We start from the raw sequence: 23843 nt of genomic DNA, 5'->3' as shown, positions 1-23843 counted from the left end.
CATGCAGCTGACGAATACTAATCGGTCGAGGGCTTATCCTAAACGTTTAGGTTCGCAAGAACTTGAACAAACACAGCTAAAGTGTTGAGTTTCGTATCCAGTTTTCAGGGTGTAACACACCTGAATATTCCCTGATAGCTCAGTTGGTAGAGCACTCGACTGTTAATCGAGTTGTCACAGGTTCGAGTCCTGTTCGGGGAGCCATATGGAGAGCTGTCCGAGTGGTCGAAGGAGCACGATTGGAAATCGTGTATACGCTAACCGCGTATCGAGAGTTCGAATCTCTCGCTCTCCGCCAGTAAGGCCCGTTGGTCAAGGGGTTAAGACACCTCCCTTTCACGGAGGTAACAGGGGTTCGAATCCCCTACGGGTCACCATTTGTTTTACTTGCAAGTCGTAGTTAGAGCATGGTACAATATTGTTTGTCTGTTGTTAATATGGAGGCTTAGCTCAGCTGGGAGAGCATCTGCCTTACAAGCAGAGGGTCGGCGGTTCGATCCCGTCAGCCTCCACCATATAAGTATTACAATGACGCGGGGTGGAGCAGCTCGGTAGCTCGTCGGGCTCATAACCCGAAGGCCGCAGGTTCAAATCCTGCCCCCGCAACCAATTCTTAATGCGGAGCCGTGGTGTAGAGGCCTAACATGCCTGCCTGTCACGCAGGAGACCGCGGGTTCGAATCCCGTCGGCTCCGCCATTTGAATAAGGCTCGGTAGCTCAGTTGGTAGAGCAGAGGACTGAAAATCCTCGTGTCGGCGGTTCGATTCCGTCCCGAGCCACCATTTAACTTCATATGCCGCTGTAGCTCAATTGGTAGAGCAACTGACTTGTAATCAGTAGGTTGGGGGTTCAAGTCCTCTCGGCGGCACCAGCTTCATGGAGGATTAGCGAAGTGGCCAAACGCAGCAGACTGTAAATCTGTTCTCTGACGAGTTCGGTGGTTCGAATCCATCATCCTCCACCAGTTGTAGGGGCATAGTTTAAAGGTAGAACAGCGGTCTCCAAAACCGTTAGTGTGGGTTCAATTCCTGCTGCCCCTGCCAAATAACTTTAACCGTGGCGGTCGTGGCGAAGTGGTTAACGCATCGGATTGTGATTCCGACATTCGGGGGTTCAATTCCCCTCGATCGCCCCATTATTATTGGGGATTAGCCAAGCGGTAAGGCAACGGACTTTGACTCCGTCATGCCAAGGTTCGAATCCTTGATCCCCAGCCATGTTTGCGGAAGTGGCTCAGCGGTAGAGCATCGCCTTGCCAAGGCGAGGGTCGCGGGTTCGATTCCCGTCTTCCGCTCCATTCATGTGGCGCCATAGCCAAGTGGTAAGGCAGAGCTCTGCAAAAGCTTTACCCCCAGTTCGAGTCTGGGTGGCGCCTCCACCTTTTTAACACATGTGCCCTTAGCTCAGCTGGATAGAGCGTTTGACTACGAATCAAAAGGTCAGGAGTTCGAATCTCTTAGGGCACGCCAATTGAATATGCCGGTGTGGCGGAATGGCAGACGCGCGCGACTCAAAATCGTGAGGGAAACCGTGGAGGTTCGAGTCCTCTCACCGGCATTACAATTCCGTATTAACTACGGTGACTAAACACTGATTGGATCAAGTCCAGTCAGTGTTTTTTTGTTGAGTACTTTTGGCAGAGGCACAACATAGGTGCACCCAATGCTGCTGAACGTTGTTGTTACTTTCATTACTATTATTTGCTCGGTACAACACATAGACCGGCGCATGGATCGATATCCTCTATAATCATTGAACGAAGGGCCCTGGACGATCGGGCTCCTTTTTAGTTTAAGCCACTGATATTAGCCACGCTAAAGATTGCTCCATCCTTGGTCCATAACGGACTAGACCGAGGTCTAGGTTCAAAAACCGCCTGCGGTCCGTTTTGAAAACATCGCCAAACACCTAAACTATAAACATAAGCAAGGCAATGAAACAAAGCAGTCGATGAGAACGTAAAAAACATTACGAGGATTTAGGAGAGGCGGTGACAACAATATGAACGGTAAAACGGCACTGGGTGTAATTCTTGTTGTAGTCGGCGGATTAATGGTTTGGAACTTCTTTGGACACGGATTGTCCGGATTGATTGGGTTCCTGATGCCTTTCATTCTGATCGGATTGGGTGCGGTCGGGCTGAAGAACAACAGCAAAGTGATCGGCGCGATTTTGGTCGCAGTCGGCGCACTGATGTTGCTTCCTAAACTGTTGGGGATCGTAAGCTTGCTGATCGCGATCGGCATTATCGTATGGGGCGTATCGATGTTCAAACGCAGAAGAGAATTTTAAGTGAACATGAAATCGTTATAGGAGGGGCAAATATGAGCATCATTCGTCGAGTCCGCGATATTACGGTCGCCACATTGAACGAGCGACTGGAGAAAGCGGAAGATCCGGTTAAACTGATCGACCAGTTCCTTTGGTCGACTCGCGAAGAAATCATTAGCGCAGAGCGCTTGTATCAACAATATAGCGCCCACAGCAACCAATTGAAAGTACAGTGGCTGCAGGCTGAACAACAGAAGGAGAAGCGCGAACAGCAAGCGCTGACGGCCCTCAAAGCCGGCGAAGAGCATATGGCGCGCGTCGCGCTCCACGATAAAGCGGCAAGCGAAGAACGGGCTGCGCAGTATCGCGATCTATACGAACAGTCCAAAACGAGTCTCATCGAGCTTGAAGAACAACTTCGCGAACTTCGCAGCGAGTACCAGACGGTCTACGACAAGCGCGAGTATTACTCGGCACGCATGGAGTCGCTCCGGTTGCAGCAGCGCATGAACGCACGATATGCGGGTCAAGGTATTCATAATCAAGGGCTTGGCCAACAGCCAGCCGGAATGTTCCGCCGCTTGGACGACCGCATTACGGATATGGAGCTGGAAGCAAGAAGCTTGCGCGACCTTCGCCGGTCCGGTCAAGAGTTCCTGAGCGAGGCTGGAGCTGTCCTTCAATCCGCGATCGAACGCGAAATGGAACAGCTGAAGCGTAAATTACAGCAGGAAGGATGGAAGTCGCAATGAAGAAACTGTATCGGTCGCGCCGGGACAAAAAACTCTTCGGTCTTTGCGGGGGCATTGCCGAAGCGCTGAATGTGGATGCGACATTATTGCGGATTCTTCTGATCGTACTCACCGTATTTTCGGGCGGAGCCGTTATCATCGTGTACATTCTGGCGGGATTGGTCGTTCCGAGCGAGCCGCCTAGCTACCCTAACTTCGATCCACGATATGGCCATGGTCCTTATAATAACGGCTACCAAGGCGGATATGGCTCAACGCCGCCGCGTCAGCCGCATAACTACGGTGGTCCTTATGCAGGAGCTACGCCGCCGCAGCCTGATTCGGGCGCTTTCAACGGTGGTTGGCAAAACCCGCCGCAAGCCCAGCCTGCAGCGCATCTTGACGGTGTGATGGACGATCTGGAGAAAAAAGTACTGCGCAGAGAAATTGAAGAGCTGCGCGCTAAACTAGCCAAGTATGAGAAGGGAGAATAATAGAATGAACATTTTCAAACGCGTAAAAGACATGACGAAGGCATCGGTGCACGAACTGCTGGATAAAATGGAAGACCCTGTGGTAATGTTAAATCAGTACTTACGTGACATGGAGGCCGAGATTCATACGGCTGAAGTGACGGTAGCCAAACAAATGGCGAACGAGCGCCGCATGAAGCAGCGCCTGGACGAGGTAGTCCGCAGCGCGGCTGACCGCGAAGCGAAAGCGGAGACCGCGATTCGTTCCGGTCAAGAAGAGCTGGCGCGCAAATTGCTGGAAGAGAAAATTTATTTCGACCAGAAAACATCGGAATACCTCGAGCTGCATGGCCAAGCCAAAGGTCAAGCAGACGATCTAATGCACCAACTGCATACAATGAAAGACGAGTTCTATCAGCTTCGCAACAAACGCAACGAGCTTGCGGCCCGTGCTCAAATGGCTAAAGCGAAGAAGCAAATGGCGCAAGTATCCGCGGTTCATTCCCTCGAAAGCGGAAGCGCATCGCGAGGATTCAGCCGCATGGAAGAGAAGATCATCCAATTGGAAGCGGAAGCCGACGTTCTCCGCGTGCCTTACGGCTCGACAGGCGGCAGCTCCTCGCTGCACAGCACAGTAGACGTTTCGAAGCAGCTTCAAGTAGAAGAGCAGCTGCAGGCGCTTAAAGCGAAGCTGCAAAAGCCAGCTGCCGAGCAAGAATAGTCGAAGGCGTCACAGAGCATCAGTCGCGCTAAACGGTAGCGAGTCTTCCACGAACCGCGCACTGAGCGGAAGCCCGCCAATTAACGTGTAACATTATAGAGTTGGCATTGAGCGATCGTCTATGGTCGAATGTGACAGACGTCCCACACCGGGACGTCTGTCTTCGGCTATAGACCGCTTATCTACATAAACGGGAGGCAATCATTCGCATGGCAGATCGATCGGAGCCGAATCATAGCAAGGAACGCGCACAGCAAAGGGGAGGACCTCAGGGAGAGCAGCGAAGAGGCGGGAACATCGCGGAAACGGTCATTTGGCTGCTCGTTATTCTAGGGCTGCTCGTACTGGTTATGCAGGGGACGGGCTATATCAAGCTGTTCCAGTTCCAGAGCAAAGCCGCCGCAATCGGTCTCGGATTTATCGCGGTTGCATTAGCGCTCGCCGCGGCGTACAGTTATTTGCAGGGACTTAAACTCAAAACCGCGATTCAGCGTTTAACCGAAATGCAGCTTCGCGGGAAATCGAAGCCGAACGTCACACTGCCACCGGTTGCGGTAGATGGCTCCGAAGACGCCGTCGAACAGGAAGAGAATGACGTCTACACGGAGCAGGTTCGTTTCTCCGCGGTCATTGAAGAACGGCAGCGGCTTGCGAGAGAGCTTCATGACGCGGTCAGCCAACAGTTGTTCGCGATCTCGATGACGGCCACGGCGGTGAGTCGGACACTGGAGAAGGATTGGGAACGTGCCAAACGCCAAGTGCAGCTTATCGAGGAGATGGCTGCCGTGGCGCAATCGGAAATGCGTGCGCTGCTGCTTCACCTTCGTCCTGTTCACCTGGACGGTAAAAATCTTGGTCAGGCGCTGCACAGTTTAGTGGAAGAGCTCAAGCAGAAGGTGCCAATGGCGATTACGCTTGATGTGGATGACTCGATTTGTTTAGACTCGGAGGCAGAGGATCATTTGTTCCGCATCGCGCAGGAAGCGTTGTCGAATACCCTTCGGCATTCGAAAGCGGAGCAGATGGAGATTCGGCTTCAGCGGATTGACGGTGTCGCCCAGTTAATGCTGCACGATAACGGCGTCGGTTTCGATCTGGAATCCAAGAAGCAAGCTTCTTACGGCTTGCTAACGATGGAGGAGCGGGTTAACGTGCTTGGTGGATCGCTTCGAATCGTGACGGAGCCAGGAGCTGGGGTTACAATCGATATTCGGGTGCCGCTCGCGGCATAGAGGGAGGAGTACGCTGGAATGGAGGCTTTGGAACAGATGGAAGTATTGGAACAACCGATTAAAGTGCTGCTGGTAGACGACCACGAGATGGTGCGGATCGGCTTAGCCGCTGTGCTCAATACAGAGGACGGCATCGAAGTCGTCGGGGAAGCGAGCAACGGCATGGAAGGCATTCGATTGGCGACTGCTTATCAACCAGATGTGGTGCTGATGGATTTGGTCATGGAGGGTATGGACGGCGTCGAGACGACCCGCAAAATCATGGAGTTGTATCCCGATTGCCGCGTTATCGTGCTGACCAGCTTTTTGGACGATAGCAAAATGTATCCGGTTATCGAGGCGGGCGCGTTCAGCTACTTGCTGAAAACGTCGCGGGCGACCGAAATCGCCGATGCGATTCGCGCCGCGGCAAGGGGGCAATCCGTACTTGAGCAGCAGGTGGCCGCCAAAATGATGAACCGGTTCCGTCAGCCGAAGGTAGAAGCGAAAGCCGCCTTGCACGAACAGCTGACCGAACGCGAAATGGAAGTGCTGCTGCGGCTGGCACGCGGTATGTCTAACCAGGAGGTCGCGGAGGATTTGTTCATCGGCATTAAGACGGTGAAATTCCACGTCACGAATATTTTCACGAAACTCAACGTGGATGATCGAACACAAGCGGCGATCTATGCGCATAAGCACGGACTTGCGGAATAGTGGTGTTGCGTAGGAGAGCGGGCTGTTGTTCGGCAAGTTAGGCATGAGCAGCTGGATATTGCTTAATCGAGGTATTGAATGAAAGGCGGTGCGAACGAGCAGTTCGATCGCCAAGGCAGCGAGAAGTGAAGTCCTTATCAGTGTATGCTGGACCATGACGCCAACCGCGCCTGCGACAAGAGTACATCGAGCCGTCGGTTTGCTTCGATGGGGGTAAAGGGAGTTTCATACCGACAAATTAGAGAGATTAGGGGAGGTCGCGACACGCGGCCTTTTTTGCATTTTCGGACAAGCCGAGCAAGAATGGGGCTAACGTACGAGAACGCATGCGCCAAGCCAAACGTGAAAGGCTGGTGGACGAGAACGCATGCGTGAAATTGAACGTGAAGGCTGACTTACGAGAACAGATGCGTGAAGCCGAACGTGGAAGGCTGCCGGACGAGAACGCATGAACTGAAGCGATCCGACCAGTGCCTGGACGGTTGCCGATAACCCCTCGCGACAAGGGAATAGAAACGCAGGCATCATGGAATGGATGACTGACTATCGGGGAGGAAAGGGGTTTCTGCCAAGATCGTTTACGGACGCGTGGCTTCCTCCAGCTGTTTGAGGTAGGCATATGCGTGTTCGTTCGTCGTGCCGCACATGTCCAAGCTCGGCATGAGACTGCCGCAGACTTCGGGTCTCTCGGGTTGTCCGAATATACGGCATAGATTCTGGTCGGTCAGTTGTACGCATCGAACGCCGGCCGGTTTGCCATCCGGCATGCCGGGGATGGCGGAGGAGATCGAAACGACGGTGCAGCAGGCTGCGCATCCTAAGCGGCACTCCAAGGCAATCAACTCCTGTCTAGTCGGGTGGTATGAATGAGGGTTGCATAGATAGTGCTTGTCTCCCGAAGACGAACAATCGGATAGTCGCAGCTGCCTTCGGTTGCAAGTGCTTCCATCTCGGGCCAGACGATGACGGTGCGAATGTTATCCAATTGATCGAGCAGAGGAAGGTCGTCGGCTTTTCGGATGAGGACGAGTTTGGGATATCGTTCTTGCTTGAAGCCTTCTACAAGCGCGATGTCGATGTCATGCATCTGGGCTAACAGTTGATCCAATGTCGCCGGTTGGTTCGTTAATACTGCGGTGCGGCGGGCAGAGCTAATGGCCGTGACGTCGGCACCGGCTTCTTGATGCTGCCATGTGTCCGTGCCCGGGTGATCCATCGTAAAATCGTGGGCATCGTGTTTGACCGTCCCCACGCGATAGCCCGTTGTCTTCAACAGGCGCACCATCGCTGCGACAAGCGTTGTTTTGCCGCTGTTTTTGTAGCCCACGATTTGAATAACGGGCAAGGGCTTAGGTTGGGATTGCAGCATGTGTCCTAGGCCTCCTTGATGGTATTACAGATTAGTATAACATAGCCGGGGGCCGTATGGATTTGGCCTCGGTGGTAGAGTGGTCCGTGCTCTTCTGCTACAATGAAGGTACTTATAGAAGAGCGTCGGCACAGAGAGGAAACAGCAGGAGCAGCCTCATGGCGCAGGGGGAGAAACGATACGTGGAACAGCTTCAAGGAGCGTCGCGCTTCAATCGAAGAGCCATTAAAGTTGAAGAAGCGCAGCGCCGAATTCTGCATGCTTGTGTACATGGCCGAGTCGAACACGTCCCGATCGGACAAGCCATCGGGAGAAGGCTTGCCGCATCGTTAACCGCGACGAACGATTGGCCGCCCTTCGCGCGCTCCGGTCTGGACGGCTATGCGGTGCTTAGCGCGGATACGGTCGGTGCCAGTCCGAGTCAGCCGGTTCAGCTGGCCGTCATTGATCAGGTGGCAGCCGGCGAATTGACGAAGCGCAGCGTGCACACGGGGACTGCCGTGCGGATCATGACCGGGGCGGCGGTGCCGGAAGGCGCGGATGCGGTCGTCATGCTGGAGCAAACGGTAGCGTTGGAACGAGACGGCCAAGCGTGGGTAGGGATCAAGCAGTCCGCCGGCGCCGGCCAGAACGTGGCGAGAGCCGGTCAGGAATTCCACGAGGGTGATGCTATAGCGGTTAGAGGCGCGCTTGTGAGACCCGGGCACATTGCTTTGCTGGCGACATTCGGGTATGAGAAGGTGCCCGTCTATGCGCGGCCGAAGGTCGGCATCTTGTCGACAGGCTCCGAGCTGCTGCCGGTCGGCGCAGACCTTGCGCCAGGCTTAATTCGCGATAGCAACAGCGTCATGATCGCGGCGCTAGTGAAAGAAGCGGGGGGCGAAGCTTACACGATTGGCCGTATTACGGATGATCTCGCGGCAGTAAGGGAAGCGTTGTTTCAAGCGGCTGATGAATATGATCTGCTGCTGACAACGGGCGGGGTATCCGTAGGCGACTACGATGTGATGGCGGCTTTCATGCGTGAGCTCGAATATGGCGGTGAGGAAGGATCGGCCGTGCTTACACGCACATCGAGCAGCGAGGATGCAACGATCTTGTTGCATCCTCGCACGGAGATCGGCGAAGCGGCTGATGCCATAGCAAGGGCTAATGAGGGCCAGGGAGAAGGGACTGCGAGGGAAGGGCAAGAAGCGCGTGACGCCAGCGATTGCACGAAGATGCCAAAGTCCGGAGCAGAAACGGAAGGCGGTCGAATCGGTGATAGCGGCACATCTCTGCTATTCAACAAAGTCGCGATGCGGCCTGGAAGCCCGACGTCCGCCGGGCTTGTTGGAGGCAAGCCGCTGATTGCGCTATCGGGCAACCCCGGGGCTTGTTATGTAGGGTTCGAGCTGTTCGCGCGACCAGTCCTTAAACGGCTGCAAGGCGTGAGCGAGGCTGCTGCGAGGCCCCGGACAACAACAGCGACGCTGACGGCCGATTTTGACAAAGGCAGTCCGCACGAACGATTCGTCCGCACCCGCCTGTTCGTCAAAGACGGCATTCAGTTCGCCGATCCGCTGGCCTTCAACAAATCGAGCATGATGGCGTCGCTCCCGGACTCGGACGGCTTCATCTGCATTCCGGCAGGGCCATCGGGAGCTTCGGCGGGATCGCTGGTCGAGGTGATCGTGCTGCAAGATTAGGATAAGCGCGCAAGGGAAGCAATCATCAGTTGCCTGGCGTATCGGGAACTGTCAGACGTAGCGATTCAGCCAAAAACCGTTCCAGGGTACCGTCGAACTTTGATACGGCGTATCGTTATAGTAGTACTGGCGAAGATGGAACGATAGCACACCTGATTGCAGGAGCTCCGAGAATGGCAGGTTGCGGATCTCGTCGATCGCACTTGCGAGCTGCCTCGCGATGCCATCGCCGCCTGCCCATGCCCGGATGGCGGTGTGCGGGTGCGCGGCGAAGGCGGCATGGAGCTGCTCCAAGTCCAGGTGCCACTCGCTGTCTGTACGGCGAGCCAAGCCCGTTCTCCAGGAAGCGCCGCGAACGAGAGGCGCGTCAATCGCCTCTTGAAGCAGGGGATGCAGCGAGCCGCCTGCAGCATCGAATGCGGCCTGAAGCGAGTTCGTCTCGTTGACAAGCGTCTGGATGCGAGGGATCCATTGGGCTTGCGCTTCGGATGCCGTGTGCAGGGAGGTTACTCTGAGCTCGGCAACGGCTTGGGCAGCTTGACGGACGCGCAGGCTTTGCTTAAGCCAACGGTTCGCCTGTTCAATGGCGTCTTTGGCCGCATGCAGCATCTCGAGCGGAAGCCCTCCGCCGTAGGGCTGTCGATCGGGATTGGCTGCTAAGTCTTGGTGTGCAATCGGCCGGACGGGGAGGATGGCATCGATACGGTCTACAACCGGCGGATGAATGGATGGTATTCGCATAAAAGGCCTCCTTGGTGCGTCGTCCTCCACGGAACGCGCATCTATGTATACAGATTGTAACATTTATTCATGGTAAAAGGGAAGGGAGTCCAAAAAGACCTGCTTTATCGCAGGTCTTCCGTCATCGGCGTCGTTTAGATCGATACATTTCGGAACGTTCTTGGGTATCGACTACAGAAGCAGGAACAGAAATGCGATCAGCGAGAGATCGATCGCGAACGCCTCGCCGAACGGATTATAAGGACGGTAAGTATAGGGCCCTGGCTCCGGATACCGGTAGAACGGATCGAGCGGATCGAATGGATACGCTTGTATTTCTGCCTTCGCCGGTGGGGCAACTGCTGCTTTCGTTTCGGCTTTCTTTCCTTTCTTGGCGTTCTTGCCTTTGGCTTTCTTCTCTTCGCTTGTTGGCTTCTCCGAGCTGATGGCGGGACCGATCTGGTCGGCGTTCAACGTGACCAGGCCGCCGCGGCAGTGCGATAAAATTCCGATATGGCGGGTGCCTTCCTTAGTAATAATGCACACGGGCATGCCGCAAAACATATTGATACGCTCCTCATGGAGCGGGAAGATAGGTTCCATCGTCTTCGCGCACCTCCCTGGGTTTCCTGCTGGCAGTATATTCACCTAAGGGCGGATGCGTATGGTTATTTACCCAGATTGCGTCCCCGGTTAACGAATCACGCGGCATCAATAAAGCCGTAATCGTCCGGGATGCAAGATAGGGATGCAGCCACGTTTCGTTCAATATTCAGTGCAGCTAAAGATGAGAGTATTGGGATAAGGAGGCGCGATTAACGGATGCGGACTTCGGAACAAAATCGGGGCCTGGGCACGGCGGCTGGCGTCCTGCTGGCGTTGGCCGTCCTTGTAGCGGCGGCGGGATGGGCGATTTGGAACAAACAATCAGCAGGCGGGACTGCGACCGGAGAAAAGGCCGCCATTATGCGTGATTTCCGCGAAGTGTGGACATGGAGCGACGCGTCGTTTCGCGATGGTTCGGCGTCCGCGGCTTGGTCGTTCCGATTCGATGGGCGATGGACGAAAAACCAGGCGCAGTGGGTTGCGGAGGAACTGGGGATCGAAACGGTTGTCGCGGAGGACAACCACACGTATTCCGGCGTCTCGACTAGTACAGGGCCGATACCGCGCAAGACGACGCTTTGGTACCGAATTGCCGCAACAGACGAGCAAAGGGGCGAAACTGCGGGCGGGCTTGCGACGGATGCGGACGGCGCGGAAGAGGCGGACATGGTCCTTCTTCTCGAATTCGGAACAGGGGTGGAGCTTGCCTCAATTGGCAATGCTGTAGAAGAGCTGGAGACGAAGATGAAGAAAGAAGGACTCGCATATCGGAGCGGATTCGTCGGCCGAGGCGTTCGAAACGATCGGGCGGATGACGCGGCCGGCGCGATTGCCCTTCGGGCTGAGGCTGCCCGTAAGGAGTCGTACGATGACGGGCATACGGCGAGCATCACCTACTACACCTCGAAGCTGAACAGTGCGGTCGACAGCGGCGGCAAACGGGTGAATCTTCAAATCGCGCACAGCCGCAGCCGGGACGCGAAGCCGGAGTTGATCGTCGGCGTGCCGCTAATTACCGGGGATTATACGGCGGAAAATTAGCAAACATTAGCTTAGCGATCAGTATTTTTTATGTGCCAATGAATAGCAATTGGGTCCGTCGATATGCTAAACTACAATACATGATCAAGACAAATGGATAGTGGAGTAGAAAAAAATACATAGGAAAGAATGAGGCATATGACCGACGTGAGCAAGCAAGAATCGATTGCCGCAGCGGGAGCGGTATACTACTTATTCGGTGCTACAGGCGATTTGGCCCGGCGCAAACTGTTCCCTGCGCTGTTCAGCTTATATAAGGAAGGCAAATTGGCGGAAGATTTCGCGGTGGTGGGACTTGCCCGCAGACCTCGGACGAACGAGGAGTTCCGCCAAGACGTGTACGAGTCCATTGTGGAATTCTGCCGCTACAAGGCAGATGACCAGCAGCTATGGGCAAAATTCGCGGAACATTTCGTCTACATGCCGCTGGACATCAACAACGTTGAAGGTTTCCGCGAGTTGGGCAAGCTGACGCTTGAATTGGACGCGAAGTTCGGCATTCCGGGCAACCGGCTGTTCTACTTGGCGCTTGCGCCAAACTTGTTCGGCCCGGTATCGTTCAACCTGCGCGACGGGGGGCTGCTCGAGACGAAAGGCTGGAGCCGTCTTGTCATCGAGAAGCCGTTCGGCTACGATCTGGAGTCCGCGAAGAAGCTCAACGACCAGCTGAGCCAAGTGTTCAGCGAGGAACAAATTTACCGGATCGATCACTACCTCGGCAAAGAGATGGTGCAGAATATTCAGGTGCTCCGATTCTCCAATGCGTTCTTCGAGCCGTTGTGGAACAACAAGCATATCGCGAACGTGCAAATCACGCTAGCCGAAACCGTCGGCGTCGAGGAGCGCGGCGGCTATTACGACAAGTCCGGCGCGCTGCGGGATATGGTACAGAACCATCTTCTCCAGATGCTCTCGATGATCGCGATGGAGCCGCCTAGCCGTCTGCATCCGGAAGATATCCGCGATGAGAAGGTGAAGGCGCTGCGATCGCTTCGTCCATTCGCATCCGGCGAGGATGTGGCTCGCAACGTCGTTCGCGGCCAATATGCTGCCGGCGCGTTGAAGGGGAAGGGGCTTCCGGCCTACCGGGAGGAAGATTCCGTCGCGCCGGAGTCGAAGACAGAGACGTACGTGGGCGCCCGCGTATTCGTCGATAATTTCCGCTGGGCTGGCGTGCCGTTCTATATCCGGACGGGCAAGCGGCTTCCGGTGAAGACGACCGAGGTCGTTATCGAGTTCAAGAACGTGCCGGACAATGTGCTGTTCGCCAATCGTCATGACCTATCGCCGAACTTGCTCGTCATCCGCGTCAATCCGATGGAAGGCATCTATATCAAGATCAATGCGAAGAAGCCAGGCGCGGACAACGCGATCCAACCGGTCGTCATGGAGTTCTGCCAAAGCTGTTTGATCGGCATCAACACGCCAGAAGCGTACGAGCGCTTGATCTACGACGCGGCGCGTGGCGAATCGACGTACTTCACCCGCTGGGATGAAGTGGCGCAGGCGTGGTCGTTCGTCGACCGGATGGCGCAAGCTTGGAAGGAAGAGACCTCCGAGCTGCACGGCTACGCGGCCGGTTCGTGGGGGCCTACCCGCATGGACGAACTGTTAAGCGAGGACGGCTACTTCTGGTGGCCGGTCAACGGCCAGGACGAGGACAATGTCATATGGATTTCCGGCAGTCCGAAGTAAGCAAACGCGGCAGAAATGTCGTATAATAGAAGGAAACGCGCAGCCGATTCCATCGCCGGGCCACGTGCCCGGCGAAGGAGCGGCGTTTTGCGTGTTAAAGGCCTGCACGCACTAATCGATAACCATACCGCTCAAGCGTTCATCCCGGGACATATTCAAGCCCGGCCGTTCGCGAGGGAGCGGCAAGTGGTCTACGAAGGGAATGTACCATGAGCAAACCGTTAACCGAAGAATTACAGCGAGAAGTCGATAAACGACGCACGTTCGCTATTATCTCTCACCCGGATGCGGGTAAAACGACGTTGACCGAGAAGCTGCTCTTGTTCGGGGGCGCGATCCGCGAAGCCGGCTCGGTCAAGGCGCGCAAAGCAAGCCGCCACGCGACGAGCGACTGGATGGAGATCGAGAAGCAGCGGGGGATCTCCGTCACGTCCTCGGTCATGCAGTTCGATTACAGCGGTCATCGTATCAACATTCTGGACACGCCGGGTCACCAAGACTTCAGTGAAGACACGTACCGCACGCTGACGGCCGCGGATAGCGCGGTCATGCTGATCGACGTCGCCAAAGGCGTCGAGGCGCAGACGATTAAGCTGTTCCAAGTGTGTAGCCGGCGCGGCATTCCGATCTTCACGTTCATCAATAAGCTGGACCGCGAAGGCCAAAGCCCGTTCGATCTGATGGAAGAGCTGGAGCGCGTGCTCGGCATCCGTTCGGTGCCGATGAACTGGCCGATCGGGATGGGCCGGGAGCTGTGCGGCGTCTATGACCGGATGAAAAACCAGGTCGAGCTGTTCCAAGGCAACGACCATTCGAAGATCGAAGTGCGCAAAGTCGCCGACTATCGCGACCCGATCATCCGCGAGATGGCAGGCGACTACTTGGCTGATCAGCTCATTAACGATCTGGAGCTGCTTGATGTGGCAGGCGATCCTTTCGATCTGGACAAAATCGGGGGTGGCGAACTGACGCCGATCTTCTTCGGCAGCGCCGTCAACAATTTCGGCGTGCAGACGTTCCTGGAGAACTTCCTGGAGCTCGCGCCGAAGCCGACGCCGCGCGTAAGTACGAGCGGACCGGTAGAGCCGACCAGCGAGAAGTTCTCCGGCTACGTCTTCAAAATCCAGGCGAACATGAACCCGGCGCACCGCGACCGGATTGCATTCCTTCGTATCGTCTCCGGACGGTTCGACCGCGGGATGAGCGTGCGCCACGTGCGCAACGGCAAGGACATCAAGCTGTCCCAGCCGCAGCAGTTCCTCGCGCAGGATCGGGATATCGTCGAATCGGCGTACCCGGGCGACATTATCGGCCTGTTCGATCCCGGCATCTTCCGGATCGGGGACTCCTTGTCGCAAGGCAGCGAGATCGTCTTCGACGAGCTGCCGACGTTCTCGCCGGAACTGTTCGCCAAGGTCACGGTCAAGAACGCGCTCAAGCATAAGCAGTATCAGAAGGGCATCGACCAGTTGACCGAGGAAGGCACCATCCAAGTGTTCCGCACGACGAGCTTCGACGATACGATCCTCGGCGTCGTCGGCCAGCTCCAGTTCGAAGTATTCGAATACCGGATGCGCGCCGAATACGGGGTCGAAATCCAGCTACAGCGAATGCCGTACCAGTTCGCGCGCTGGATCGTCGACGAGAAGATCGATCCGTCCAAGTACCGCATTAACTCTACGCTCGTGAAGGACAAGAAGGACAATTACGTCGCCTTGTTCGAGAGCGAATACGCGATGCGCACGGCCATGGACAAGAACCCAAGCTCTAAGTTCTTGGAGATGGCGCCGTAATACAACCCAAAAACGCATGCTTTCCCTGTGGGGAAGGCATGCGTTTTCTTATGCAGCCGTCGTGTCGGCTGCGGTATCACGTGGCCTCACGAGGTTTGGCCGCCGACGTGTGACCGAGCACCGCGTGCCGCGATGGCACCGCGCGACGGGAGGTGCGCGCGGTGCGGAACCTAACGGTGTCCGGAAGGGAATGCCGCTTTGCTAGAAGAGGCCGGATCCGGAAGGAACGAACGTGCGAGCTGGCAAGCGATATTCTCTCGGCGAAACGAGCACTCATGAATAGCGTGGCTCGTCACGGCTGCATTTCGTGGGGCGCATCCCTGGTAGCCCTTCACTACCTACCGTATAAATGCATCCAGCAGCGGGTCGTACACGCCGTGCAGGAGCAGGTAGAGCAGAGCGCCAAGCCCCGCGCCGACGAGCGAGCCGTTAATGCGAATGCGGTTCAAGTCTTCGCCGACTTTATCTTCAATGAAGGCGATCAATCGCTGCTTCGTGAAGGTGTTTAGCGTCTCGCGCACGACTTGACCGATCACGCGATGCTCCGCGTCGACAAGCTTGCCAAGCAGCGACTTGATGAAACCGTCGACCCATGCTTTCTTGGCGGCATCCCTCTTGAACGCCGCCCAATAGTCTGAGACGAATCGTTCGGTCCACTCGCGCAGCGCGGTCATGGCCGGTTGTTGGGCAAGCGCCAAAGCTCTGGCATCTTCTTCTCCGTCTTCCCTCGTCATGCCCTCGCTCGTCTGCGGTAGCGAAGCCAATTCTTCGTCCAGCAGCCGGCGGAATGTTTGGAGAATGCCCTCGATGGAAGGCGCGAACGACAGGCGAGCGAGCACGTCGTTCTTCCAATTCTCCAGCGTCTCCGACAACGAGCTCTCCGCATCAAGCTGATCGGCCACTTCGCCGAGCATCCGCAATAGCAGCAGCCGCAGCTCGTGGTCGTGCCGCTTCAGATCGGCAAGGAAGAGAAGCAGATCGGCATGGATGGCTTCGGCGGCATCCTTCAAATTAAGCGCGTCGGATTCCTCGGCGAATATGAACGCGGCTTTCTTCAGAAATTGCATGAAGCCGCCGCCTTCGTTCAGCTGTTTGTCCTTCTCCTCCTCCAGAATGCGGAAGATGGCATCTTTGGTCTCCGGCGCGGCAGCGGCTTTCTCCGCTTCCGATACAAGGCGGTCGAGCAGGAGATGAATATCCTCGTGCGCGAGGAGCCAGCGTATCGACCGGCCTGCATAGGGCGTCAGGTCGGTCCGGCGAAGGAGCTCTTTGAGCCGCTCATCCCAGCCGGCGCTGATGCGAGTGAAGTCCATGCGGCTCAGCAGGCCGCCTAGCAGGCGCCAACCTGCGCGTGCGAGCTCTTCGCCCGGGAAGCGCCGATCGATCCAGCCGATGGCAATGTCCGCGAGCGGCGCTTGCGCCAGCTTAAGCTTGAGCGTCTCCGGTGGCAGCAACTGCGTCTCGACCATGCGGACGACGCCGTCGATCAGCTTGTCGCGGTTGCGGGGGACGATGGCGGTATGCTTGCCTTTGATCCCGAGCGGATGGCGGAACAGCGCGGTCACCGCGTACCAATCGGCCAAGCCGCCGACGAGACCGGCTTCGGCCATATAGAAGAGCAAGCTGGACCACCATGTATCCGGATAAGAATGACGGAGCCAGGCGGCCGCCAGGAAGACTAGGGCAACGACTGCGAGAACCACGTTCGCTATGCGTTTGTTCGACATCTCGCTACCTCACCCCCCAGCCGGTCGCCAGGAACAGGAGCAGACCGATCAGGCCGCCGACGACCGTGCCATTCAGCCGAATGAACTGCAGATCGCGTCCGGCTTTGTCATGGACGAAACGGATCAGTTCGGCTTCGGTGAATTGCTCCAAGCCCTCGCGCACGAGCCGGCCGATGGCATCGTGCTTCTGCTCGAAGCCCCGCATGGCGGCTTGCTTCAGTGCGCCGTCCAAACTCTCGAGCGAGGCGCGGCTGCCGCTGAATTTGCGGACGAACTCGGCGATTCGGCGATGCATCCATTCGGAGCGTTCTTGATCCGGTGTACTGCGCGCCGCACCTTTTTCTTCGGCCGCCGCAGCCGGATCAGGCTTCAGCCGACGCAGCCATTCCTCCAGCATGGCGCCGAGGTCCAAATGTTCGCGGGCGAAAGCGATGAGCTGCAGCTTGCCGCGTTCGACCTTCTCGCGCAGCGCTTCTTCTTCGCGCAGCCGGCGGGCATATTCCGCCAGCAGCTCTTTGAGGTGCAGGCGCTTCGGATTGTCGGGACGAAGCTGCTGCTGCAGCGCGAGCGCGAGCTTCATTTGGACGACATGGCTCATGCTGACCGGGTTGATACCGGCGACCGAGTTGACGAATTTGCGGTTATTGCGGTCGCCTTCGTAGGTTTTCAGCGCGGAAGCAACGAGCTGTTCCACCGCCTGGCGAAGCTCGGTTGTTTTGACCAAACGGATGCCTTCGCGGATGAGGAAGTCGAGCAGCTTGTCGTCATAGCCGTTGCGAATCGTCCAGTCCGCTACGTCTGCGAGCAGGTCGGAGGCTTGGAAGTTATGCGCGTGATCGAGGAGAAACGCCTGCACCTTGCGGGCCAGCTCGCCGATATCGGCGCCTTCCATCGCCTCGGACGCGAACCGCTGCAGCAGCCGGGTCAGATCCGCTTCGCCGCCGTGCTTGGTCAAATAGGTCTCCAGCATATCCGCGACTTGGAATTGTTCGACTTTCCGCCGAATGCTCGGCAGCGACAACAGCTCATGCTGAACCATGTCCACGATCTCGTTAATGAGCCGGTCACGGTTGCGCGCGATAATGCGGGTTCCCATGAAACGGGGCCACGGAATGCCGAGCGGCTGACGGAAGAGGGCGCTGACCGCGAACGTGTCGGCCAAGCCGCCGATGGTCGCCGCGCTGAACCCGGAATAACATAGGCCGCCCCAGAACGTGTGTTGAAAGGGATAAGCGGCGAGAGTGCCCACGAACGAGAGCGTGAGCGCGGAGTCGGCGTAACGCTTCACATGGTCTTTTTTGATCATAGGGTTGCTCCAATCCAGGATTGCTTTAGGGTCTGCAGGTTTGGTTCTAATTAAACAAGCAGGTGCCTGACGCTAACAGAACCGAACGCTTATCGAAGAAAATATAGAATAAACGTAACCAGTATAAGGGAAGGGGGATATTTCTACAACCGACCGAGGACGGGCGAGGAGGAAACGGAAGGCGGGTATGCGGTGGAGCCTGAAGATGAAATATGACGGTGGCGAGTGACGATGAAGATAGAGAGTGATGTGCGGCAGAAGATTGGACTGTAGCGCCGAGAGTGATGTGCGGCAAACGCGGTCTGGTCAGTAGTACTGGAGAGTAATATGGGAAAATGGCGCTGTTGGAATGCTCGGAGTGACAGAAATGCTGAGAAGTGGCCTGTAGTGCTGGAGAGTGACATAGGGGAAACTAGCGCTGTGGAGTGCTCGGAGTGATAGAAATGCTGAGAAATGGCCTGTAATGGCTGGAAAGAGACATAAGGGAAACTTGCGCTATTGGAATGCTCGGAGTGACAGAAATGCTGAGAAAATGGCCTGTAATGCTGGAGAGTGATGAAAAATTGAAGAGCGGGAATGAAGAAGTAAGAAGTCAGGAGCGCGAAGCGAGTCTGGACTACGTCCAGTGACTGAAATGCGCGGCAGCTGGATGGCGGTTACGCGAAAACGATCGAACAATGGAATGCGCGCGGAATGACTCGTGCCGGTATTGTTTCGCGGCGTGCCGATGATGAAGGGTAAAGGGTATGCTGTCCCAAGCGCTGGCCTGAGTCCCTGTTGCAGGACGGCTAAAACGCTTGGAATCAGCGAACGCTACATTACAGTGGGATCATCCGTCTAAGCGGCGATCTTGGTTAACTTGGGCTTGGGTTCGCGACGGCTTCCGTTTGGCGAAGATGGTCATATAGCGTTTGCACCATTTTCTGCTGGTCGGGCTCTGTGCTCTGCTCCCAGATGACTTCGAACAGAACGCCAAGACCGGGAAGCGCCATTTCGTCTCCGCCGATCGAATCGGTGATGACGCCTCGCAGTTCGTCGTTGGATTTATTTTGGACCCGATTAATGATGGCTTGCCGCAAATCGAGCGTTACCTTCACACGTATCCCTCCATCACTCGTTATCGCATATAATATGGCCTTGTCGGGGGTCTTTCATGCCGTGCGCGGTTTGCGGATCGATCGCCGATTTATGGTATAATGGGCAACGTGTGCAGGTTTATCCGAAGGGAGATACTCGGGCATGGCGAAAAAGCAATTCGCGGTCATCGGCATGGGGCGGTTCGGCTCCAGCGTCGCGGGCGCATTGACGAATCTGGGGTTTGAAGTGCTTGCCATCGATCGGGATGAGCAAAAAATTCAGGACATAGCGGACCAGGTAACGCATGCCGTATCGGCGGATACGACGGACGAGGACGCGCTTCGCGCCATCGGCGTTCGGAACTTCGACGTCGTGGTCGTGGCGATCGGCGCCGACATTCAGGCGAGCATTTTGACGACGCTCATCCTGAAGGATTTGGGCGTGCCGCGGCTGATCGTCAAGGCGCAGAACGAGCTCCACGGCAAAGTGCTGGGCAAAATCGGCGCGGACAAGGTCATTTATCCGGAGCGGGACATGGGCCTTCGCGTGGCGCACCATCTCATCTCGCCGAATATTCTCGACTACATCGAGCTGTCCGACGCTTACAGCATTGTCGAGCTGAAGGCGCCTTCCCAGGCGGTCGGACGCAACTTGAAGCAGCTGGACGTGCGCGCCAAATTCAAGTGCAACGTGCTGGCGATCAAATCCGGGGATCACATGAACATATCCCCTTATGCAGAAGACATCATCCGGGAGCAGGATATCCTCGTCATCGTCGGCAAAAACGAGGATCTGGCGCGACTGGAAATCGAATACGTGGAAGGCTGAGCAGCGAACAGTGAGCATGGATCGGATTATAACCATTACCTCCGCGCAGAACGACAAAGTCAAAGCGATGGCGTCGCTGCTGGAGAAGAAACACCGCGATCGCGGCGGGAAGTTTATTATAGAAGGCATTCATCTTATTCTAGAAGCGGTGCAAGCAGGCGCGGGTCTTGAGAGCGTCGTCTACGATATGGAGCGGGGCGTGCCGGAGGAGCTTCGAAGCACGCTTGCGCAGGCGAACGGCGAATACGAGGTGATCGAGACGACGCGCGCGATCATCGCCAAATGCACAGGGACGGACTCGCCGCCCCCGGTGTTCGGCGTCGTGCGCAAATTAGAAGCCGATCCCGATGCGCTATACCGCGCGAATGGTCTGGTCGTCGTCCTCGACGGCGTACGCGACCCCGGCAACGTCGGCACGATCATCCGCAGCGCGGATGCAGTAGGGGCCGATGCGGTCGTGCTGGGCAAAGGCTGCGTCGATCTGTACAACCCGAAGACCGTGCGTTCGACGATGGGCTCCTTATTCCACGTGCCGGTGGTAGAGGGCGACCTGAGCGAGCTGCTTCCCGCGGCGAAGGCCGAAGGAATGAGGCTCGTCGGGACGAGCCTTCAAGCGTCCGCGAACTGCTATGCCCACGACTGGCGCGGGCCGACGTGGCTGCTCATGGGCAGCGAATCGGATGGGCTGTCGGCGGCGGCGCTCGCGCAACTGGACGATCGCGTCATCATTCCGATGAAGGGGCAGTCCGAGTCGCTCAACGTCGCGATGGCCACGACGGTGCTGTTGTATGAGGCGCTGCGGCAGCGGGATTTTGGGTAGCGCGCGAATAGAGAATGGGATAAGCATGATAAGGAAGGTATAAGATGAAATCCGCCACGATGGCGGATTTTTTATTTTAGCATGCAACAGGCAGATAGACTTACAGACGATTAGTGAGGTTGTCCGCGTCAGTCTCTTTAATGGCCAGATCATGCTACTTCCTGACTCTATTATCAAGGTGCGACGGGCAGCGCGATCGATATAATGCTAGTTGAACGGCGCATACAAAGTATCATAGACAACAAGAAGAGGCGCAAGAACAATATAGTAAACGTTTGCGACGACGATCGAGGAGGGGCATGAACATGACCAAAACAAGAAAGTGGCCGGGGCTGCTGCTGGCCGCAACGATGATGGGCGGACTGCTGGCAGGCTGCAGTGGCGCGAAAGAGCCGAATCAAGCCGGCAACGGTGGCAATGCTGCCGAAAATTCGAATGCCGCAGGCGGCAATGCTTCCGGCGGAGATTTGAAACCGCTTACGCTAAGCTTCTACAGCGAGGATCCGAACCCGAACTGGTCGGATATGCAGGATGACGTCGGCAAGGCGATCACGGCGAAAACAGGCATTACGCTCGAAGCCGAATTCGCGGTTGGCGATCCGGTGCAGAAGTCGGCCTTGATCGCGGCCAGCGGCGATTATCCGGATCTCATCAGCGCGAAGGGCAGCATCAACAAGTTCGTCGATGCCGGCGCCGTGCTTAATTTGACCGATCTGATCGAAGAGCATGCGCCCAACATTAAGAAGGTGTACGGCGAGGAGATCAAGCGCGCGCGTTACAGCAGCGAGGACTCGGCGATCTATGCGCTGCCGACCTACGCGGGCGTCGGGCAGACGAGCTTCAATGCCGGCGGCGGCTTCGAGCTGCAGCACCGGGTCGTCAAGGAGCTCGGCTATCCGAAGATTCGCACGGTGAAGGATTTCGAGAACGCGATCAAGACCTACCTCGAGAAGCATCCGACGGACGAGAAAGGCAACCCGAACATCGGCTTGTCCTTGAACGCCGACGATTGGCGGATGTATATTTCCGTCACCGATCCGGCTCCGATGGCGACTGGCGCGCCGGGCGACGGCGAATATTTCATCGACTTCGACACGCAGGAGGTGACGTACCATTTTCGCCGCCCGGTCGAGAAGGAGTACTTCCGCTGGCTGAATCATATGAACGCCGAAGGGCTGCTCGATCCGGAGAGCTTCGTGCAGAAGTATGACCAATACAAGGCGAAGGTCGCGTCCGGCCGCGTGCTCGGTCTTATCGATCAGGATTGGAACTATGGCGATGGGGAGAAGGCGCTCAAAGCCGAAGGGAAATTCGAATACGGCTACGGCCATTACCCGGTTACGCTGTCGGAGGAATACAAGGATACGAGCTTCTGGCCGACCGGCTTCATGGGCGGCTACGGCATCGCGATCTCGGTCAATAACCCGGACCCGGTGCGCACGATCAAGTTCCTCGACTACCTCGCCTCCGACGAAGGCCAAGTGTTGATGAACTGGGGCATCGAAGGCAAGCACTACGAAGTCGCAGGCGGCAAACGCGCGATACCGAAGGACGTGAACGACCGCAAAATCAACGATGCCGCCACGTTCCAGAAGGAGTCGGGCATCGGGCATTATTTGAATCTGGCGCCTCATTACGGCGACGGGGTGAAGGATCCGAGCGGCAACTATTACACGACCCGATTCCCGGAGCAGATCGTGGCCGATTTCAACGACGTCGAGAAAGAAGTGCTGAAAGCGTACGGCGCGACGACGTGGAAGGATCTGTTCCCGAAGGAAGAAGAGTTCCCGGTTCGTCCGTGGGGCGCGGCTTGGAACATTCCGGTTCCCGGCGACAGCGAAATTACCGTGCTCGACGAGAAGCTGAAAAGCATCACGTGGAAACGAATTCCGGAAGCGATTCTCGCCAAGCCGGCTGATTTCGACCGGATCTGGGACGATTACATGGCGGAGCTTGCGAAGGCCGGGGTCGAGAAGGCCGAGGACTTGCGCAAAGAACTGGTTCAAGCGCGCATCGAAATGTGGAAATAGGCCAGGGTGGGAGAGGGCGGCACGCGATGCTCGGTCGCACGTTGGCTGCCTACCCTCATGCCCGGCCAGGCTCCGCCGCCCCCTCGTTCTTCCGAAATAAGCTAGGGGACACGCCGTACGCTTTGGTGAATTGGCGGGTGAAATAGTTGCTGTCGTTAAAACCGCACTCGTACGATACTTGCGTGATCGGGCGATTCGTCTGCTTCAAGAGGTGAAACGCGCGCTCCAAGCGCAGCCGCAGCAAGTACGAGATCGGCGTCAGTTGATAATAGGATCGGAAAATCCGGTTCAAGTGCCGGACCGACACGTTGGCATGATCGGCGATCGTCTGGAGCGAGAGCGGCTCCAAATAGTGATCTTCAATATAGGAGATCGCGGCGGCCAAATGCAGCAGATTGTTGGCGCTCCCGTTCTCCTGGCGATCATACTGCCGGGCGAGGTAGACGACGAGCTCCATGAACCGGGAGAGCAGCATCGTCTGATAGCCTTGCGTCTGTCCTTGATATTCTTCCATCAGTCCGGAGACGAGCGACGCGGCGTATTCCAGGCTCGGGATCGGCAAGCTGAGCTTGCTTGGATAGGGTTGGATGCTGCGATAGTAGGGTTCCAAAACGAACAAGGCCTGATAGCCGTTGGACGTCCGCAGATCGGGTCCTGCAAAACGAAGCATTTCCGCCCGGTACATGATGTTGCAGATTTTGAATTGATGGGGGTCTTTGTAGCCATGGGGCGTGTCCCCGTTGATGACGAAGACGTCCCCTTTCTTAATAAACGAGGTCTCATTATTCACGATGTGAGTCGCATGGCCATGCAGAACGATGACGAGCTCGGAGAAATCGACGTGCCGATGCAGCTCCGTGTCCTCGTCGTGCCCGCCGTACTGGATGAAGAACGGGAATTGCTCGTCGGTCGTAAACCAGGTCAAATATACGCTGCTCAAGGGGGCATCCTCCCTTCGCCGTATTCGGATGATGATTCTATCATCCCTGTTCCCGAGCGTAAGATCAAGACCAAGTCAC

Annotated in this window: 21 protein-coding genes and 16 tRNA genes; 29 read left to right on the top strand and 8 right to left on the bottom strand. The window is 56.5% G+C overall.

What is annotated here, in order from left to right; genetic code table 11:
* The first annotated feature begins 128 nt into the window (after positions 1-128).
* The 22 genes from ACFFSY_RS03035 (at position 129) to ACFFSY_RS02930 (ending at position 6124) form a co-directional block, all read left to right on the top strand.
* Positions 129-204 (top strand) — tRNA-Asn (locus tag ACFFSY_RS03035).
* Between the two features lie 3 nt (positions 205-207).
* Positions 208-298, top strand: a tRNA-Ser gene (locus ACFFSY_RS03030).
* A gap of 4 nt (positions 299-302) precedes the next feature.
* Positions 303-377 (top strand) — tRNA-Glu (locus ACFFSY_RS03025).
* Between the two features lie 62 nt (positions 378-439).
* A tRNA-Val gene (locus tag ACFFSY_RS03020) sits at positions 440-515 on the top strand.
* A gap of 17 nt (positions 516-532) precedes the next feature.
* Positions 533-609: transfer RNA gene (locus tag ACFFSY_RS03015), tRNA-Met, on the top strand.
* Positions 610-620: 11 nt separating this feature from the next.
* Positions 621-697, top strand: a tRNA-Asp gene (locus ACFFSY_RS03010).
* Positions 698-706: 9 nt separating this feature from the next.
* Positions 707-782: transfer RNA gene (locus ACFFSY_RS03005), tRNA-Phe, on the top strand.
* Between the two features lie 13 nt (positions 783-795).
* Positions 796-871: transfer RNA gene (locus ACFFSY_RS03000), tRNA-Thr, on the top strand.
* A gap of 7 nt (positions 872-878) precedes the next feature.
* Positions 879-964: transfer RNA gene (locus ACFFSY_RS02995), tRNA-Tyr, on the top strand.
* Positions 965-969: 5 nt separating this feature from the next.
* Positions 970-1043: transfer RNA gene (locus ACFFSY_RS02990), tRNA-Trp, on the top strand.
* 16 nt (positions 1044-1059) lie between these two features.
* Positions 1060-1135, top strand: a tRNA-His gene (locus ACFFSY_RS02985).
* Positions 1136-1142: 7 nt separating this feature from the next.
* Positions 1143-1217: transfer RNA gene (locus tag ACFFSY_RS02980), tRNA-Gln, on the top strand.
* 5 nt (positions 1218-1222) lie between these two features.
* Positions 1223-1297: transfer RNA gene (locus ACFFSY_RS02975), tRNA-Gly, on the top strand.
* 7 nt (positions 1298-1304) lie between these two features.
* A tRNA-Cys gene (locus ACFFSY_RS02970) sits at positions 1305-1378 on the top strand.
* A 14-nt stretch (positions 1379-1392) separates the two neighbouring features.
* Positions 1393-1469: transfer RNA gene (locus ACFFSY_RS02965), tRNA-Arg, on the top strand.
* A 9-nt stretch (positions 1470-1478) separates the two neighbouring features.
* Positions 1479-1557, top strand: a tRNA-Leu gene (locus ACFFSY_RS02960).
* A gap of 444 nt (positions 1558-2001) precedes the next feature.
* Complete coding sequence (locus ACFFSY_RS02955; protein ID WP_377489642.1) at positions 2002-2292, top strand: LiaF transmembrane domain-containing protein; 291 nt, start codon at positions 2002-2004, stop codon at positions 2290-2292.
* Positions 2293-2324: 32 nt separating this feature from the next.
* Entirely contained in the window at positions 2325-3023 is a 699-nt protein-coding gene (locus ACFFSY_RS02950) for a PspA/IM30 family protein (protein ID WP_377489639.1), read from the top strand.
* On the top strand, positions 3020-3496 hold the full coding sequence (locus ACFFSY_RS02945) for a PspC domain-containing protein (protein ID WP_377489636.1): 477 nt from the start codon (positions 3020-3022) through the stop codon (positions 3494-3496). The genes ACFFSY_RS02950 and ACFFSY_RS02945 overlap by 4 nt, the downstream gene beginning before the upstream one ends.
* A gap of 4 nt (positions 3497-3500) precedes the next feature.
* Positions 3501-4196, top strand: a complete 696-nt coding sequence (locus tag ACFFSY_RS02940) for a PspA/IM30 family protein (protein ID WP_377489633.1) — start codon at positions 3501-3503, stop codon at positions 4194-4196.
* Positions 4197-4405: 209 nt separating this feature from the next.
* Positions 4406-5428, top strand: coding sequence for a sensor histidine kinase (locus ACFFSY_RS02935; protein WP_377489630.1), 1023 nt, complete (start codon positions 4406-4408; stop codon positions 5426-5428).
* An 18-nt stretch (positions 5429-5446) separates the two neighbouring features.
* Positions 5447-6124 (top strand): response regulator, encoded by a 678-nt coding sequence (locus tag ACFFSY_RS02930; RefSeq protein WP_377489627.1) that lies wholly within the window; start codon positions 5447-5449, stop codon positions 6122-6124.
* Between the two features lie 578 nt (positions 6125-6702).
* Here ACFFSY_RS02930 and ACFFSY_RS02925 read toward each other — a convergent pair.
* Both ACFFSY_RS02925 and mobB read right to left on the bottom strand, forming a co-directional pair.
* Complete coding sequence (locus tag ACFFSY_RS02925; protein WP_377489624.1) at positions 6703-6957, bottom strand: YkgJ family cysteine cluster protein; 255 nt, start codon at positions 6955-6957, stop codon at positions 6703-6705.
* Between the two features lie 5 nt (positions 6958-6962).
* A complete protein-coding gene (mobB, locus tag ACFFSY_RS02920) occupies positions 6963-7493 on the bottom strand; it encodes a molybdopterin-guanine dinucleotide biosynthesis protein B (RefSeq protein ID WP_377489621.1) in 531 nt (176 codons plus the stop codon).
* Positions 7494-7651: 158 nt separating this feature from the next.
* On the opposite strand from mobB, the gene ACFFSY_RS02915 reads away from it, so the two are divergent.
* Positions 7652-9181 (top strand): molybdopterin molybdotransferase MoeA, encoded by a 1530-nt coding sequence (locus ACFFSY_RS02915; protein WP_377489618.1) that lies wholly within the window; start codon positions 7652-7654, stop codon positions 9179-9181.
* Positions 9182-9232: 51 nt separating this feature from the next.
* Here ACFFSY_RS02915 and ACFFSY_RS02910 read toward each other — a convergent pair whose 3' ends face one another.
* Positions 9233-9922, bottom strand: a complete 690-nt coding sequence (locus ACFFSY_RS02910) for a vWA domain-containing protein (protein WP_377489615.1) — start codon at positions 9920-9922, stop codon at positions 9233-9235.
* A 171-nt stretch (positions 9923-10093) separates the two neighbouring features.
* Complete coding sequence (locus ACFFSY_RS02905; protein ID WP_377489612.1) at positions 10094-10504, bottom strand: hypothetical protein; 411 nt, start codon at positions 10502-10504, stop codon at positions 10094-10096.
* Positions 10505-10723: 219 nt separating this feature from the next.
* On the opposite strand from ACFFSY_RS02905, the gene ACFFSY_RS02900 reads away from it, so the two are divergent.
* The 3 genes from ACFFSY_RS02900 (at position 10724) to ACFFSY_RS02890 (ending at position 15036) form a co-directional block, all read left to right on the top strand.
* The gene (locus ACFFSY_RS02900; RefSeq protein ID WP_377489609.1) at positions 10724-11548 is read left to right on the top strand and encodes a YwmB family TATA-box binding protein; all 825 of its coding nucleotides are present in this window, start codon (positions 10724-10726) and stop codon (positions 11546-11548) included.
* Positions 11549-11686: 138 nt separating this feature from the next.
* Positions 11687-13243 carry a glucose-6-phosphate dehydrogenase gene (gene zwf, locus ACFFSY_RS02895; RefSeq protein ID WP_377489606.1) on the top strand — a complete coding sequence of 519 codons (1557 nt, stop codon included), beginning with the start codon at positions 11687-11689 and terminating at the stop codon, positions 13241-13243.
* 209 nt (positions 13244-13452) lie between these two features.
* The gene (locus tag ACFFSY_RS02890) at positions 13453-15036 is read left to right on the top strand and encodes a peptide chain release factor 3 (protein ID WP_377489603.1); all 1584 of its coding nucleotides are present in this window, start codon (positions 13453-13455) and stop codon (positions 15034-15036) included.
* Between the two features lie 338 nt (positions 15037-15374).
* Here the strand turns inward: ACFFSY_RS02890 and ACFFSY_RS02885 are convergent, their stop codons facing one another.
* The 3 genes from ACFFSY_RS02885 to sspI all read right to left on the bottom strand — a co-directional run bounded on the left by ACFFSY_RS02885 (position 15375) and on the right by sspI (position 19166).
* Positions 15375-16763, bottom strand: coding sequence for a DUF445 family protein (locus ACFFSY_RS02885; RefSeq protein WP_377489600.1), 1389 nt, complete (start codon positions 16761-16763; stop codon positions 15375-15377).
* A 4-nt stretch (positions 16764-16767) separates the two neighbouring features.
* The gene (locus ACFFSY_RS02880) at positions 16768-18069 is read right to left on the bottom strand and encodes a DUF445 domain-containing protein (protein ID WP_377489598.1); all 1302 of its coding nucleotides are present in this window, start codon (positions 18067-18069) and stop codon (positions 16768-16770) included.
* A gap of 854 nt (positions 18070-18923) precedes the next feature.
* Positions 18924-19166, bottom strand: coding sequence for a small acid-soluble spore protein SspI (gene sspI / locus ACFFSY_RS02875; RefSeq protein ID WP_377489595.1), 243 nt, complete (start codon positions 19164-19166; stop codon positions 18924-18926).
* A gap of 142 nt (positions 19167-19308) precedes the next feature.
* Between sspI and ACFFSY_RS02870 the strand changes: the two genes are divergently transcribed.
* The 3 genes from ACFFSY_RS02870 to ACFFSY_RS02860 all read left to right on the top strand — a co-directional run bounded on the left by ACFFSY_RS02870 (position 19309) and on the right by ACFFSY_RS02860 (position 22824).
* Positions 19309-19974: a potassium channel family protein gene (locus ACFFSY_RS02870; RefSeq protein WP_377489592.1), complete on the top strand. Its 666-nt coding sequence runs from the start codon at positions 19309-19311 to the stop codon at positions 19972-19974.
* Positions 19975-19990: 16 nt separating this feature from the next.
* Positions 19991-20794, top strand: a complete 804-nt coding sequence (locus tag ACFFSY_RS02865) for a TrmH family RNA methyltransferase (RefSeq protein WP_377489589.1) — start codon at positions 19991-19993, stop codon at positions 20792-20794.
* 305 nt (positions 20795-21099) lie between these two features.
* Positions 21100-22824, top strand: coding sequence for an ABC transporter substrate-binding protein (locus tag ACFFSY_RS02860; protein WP_377489586.1), 1725 nt, complete (start codon positions 21100-21102; stop codon positions 22822-22824).
* A 55-nt stretch (positions 22825-22879) separates the two neighbouring features.
* Here the strand turns inward: ACFFSY_RS02860 and ACFFSY_RS02855 are convergent, their stop codons facing one another.
* Entirely contained in the window at positions 22880-23764 is an 885-nt protein-coding gene (locus ACFFSY_RS02855) for a helix-turn-helix domain-containing protein (RefSeq protein WP_377489583.1), read from the bottom strand.
* Positions 23765-23843: the final 79 nt, after the last annotated feature.

The sequence above is a fragment of the Paenibacillus aurantiacus genome (assembly GCF_042431225.1).
In the GTDB taxonomy this organism is placed as follows: Bacteria; Bacillota; Bacilli; order Paenibacillales; family Paenibacillaceae; genus Paenibacillus_Z; species Paenibacillus_Z aurantiacus.
Note: the sequence above shows the minus strand (reverse complement) of the source record. Positions and strands in the feature narration are given on the sequence as shown.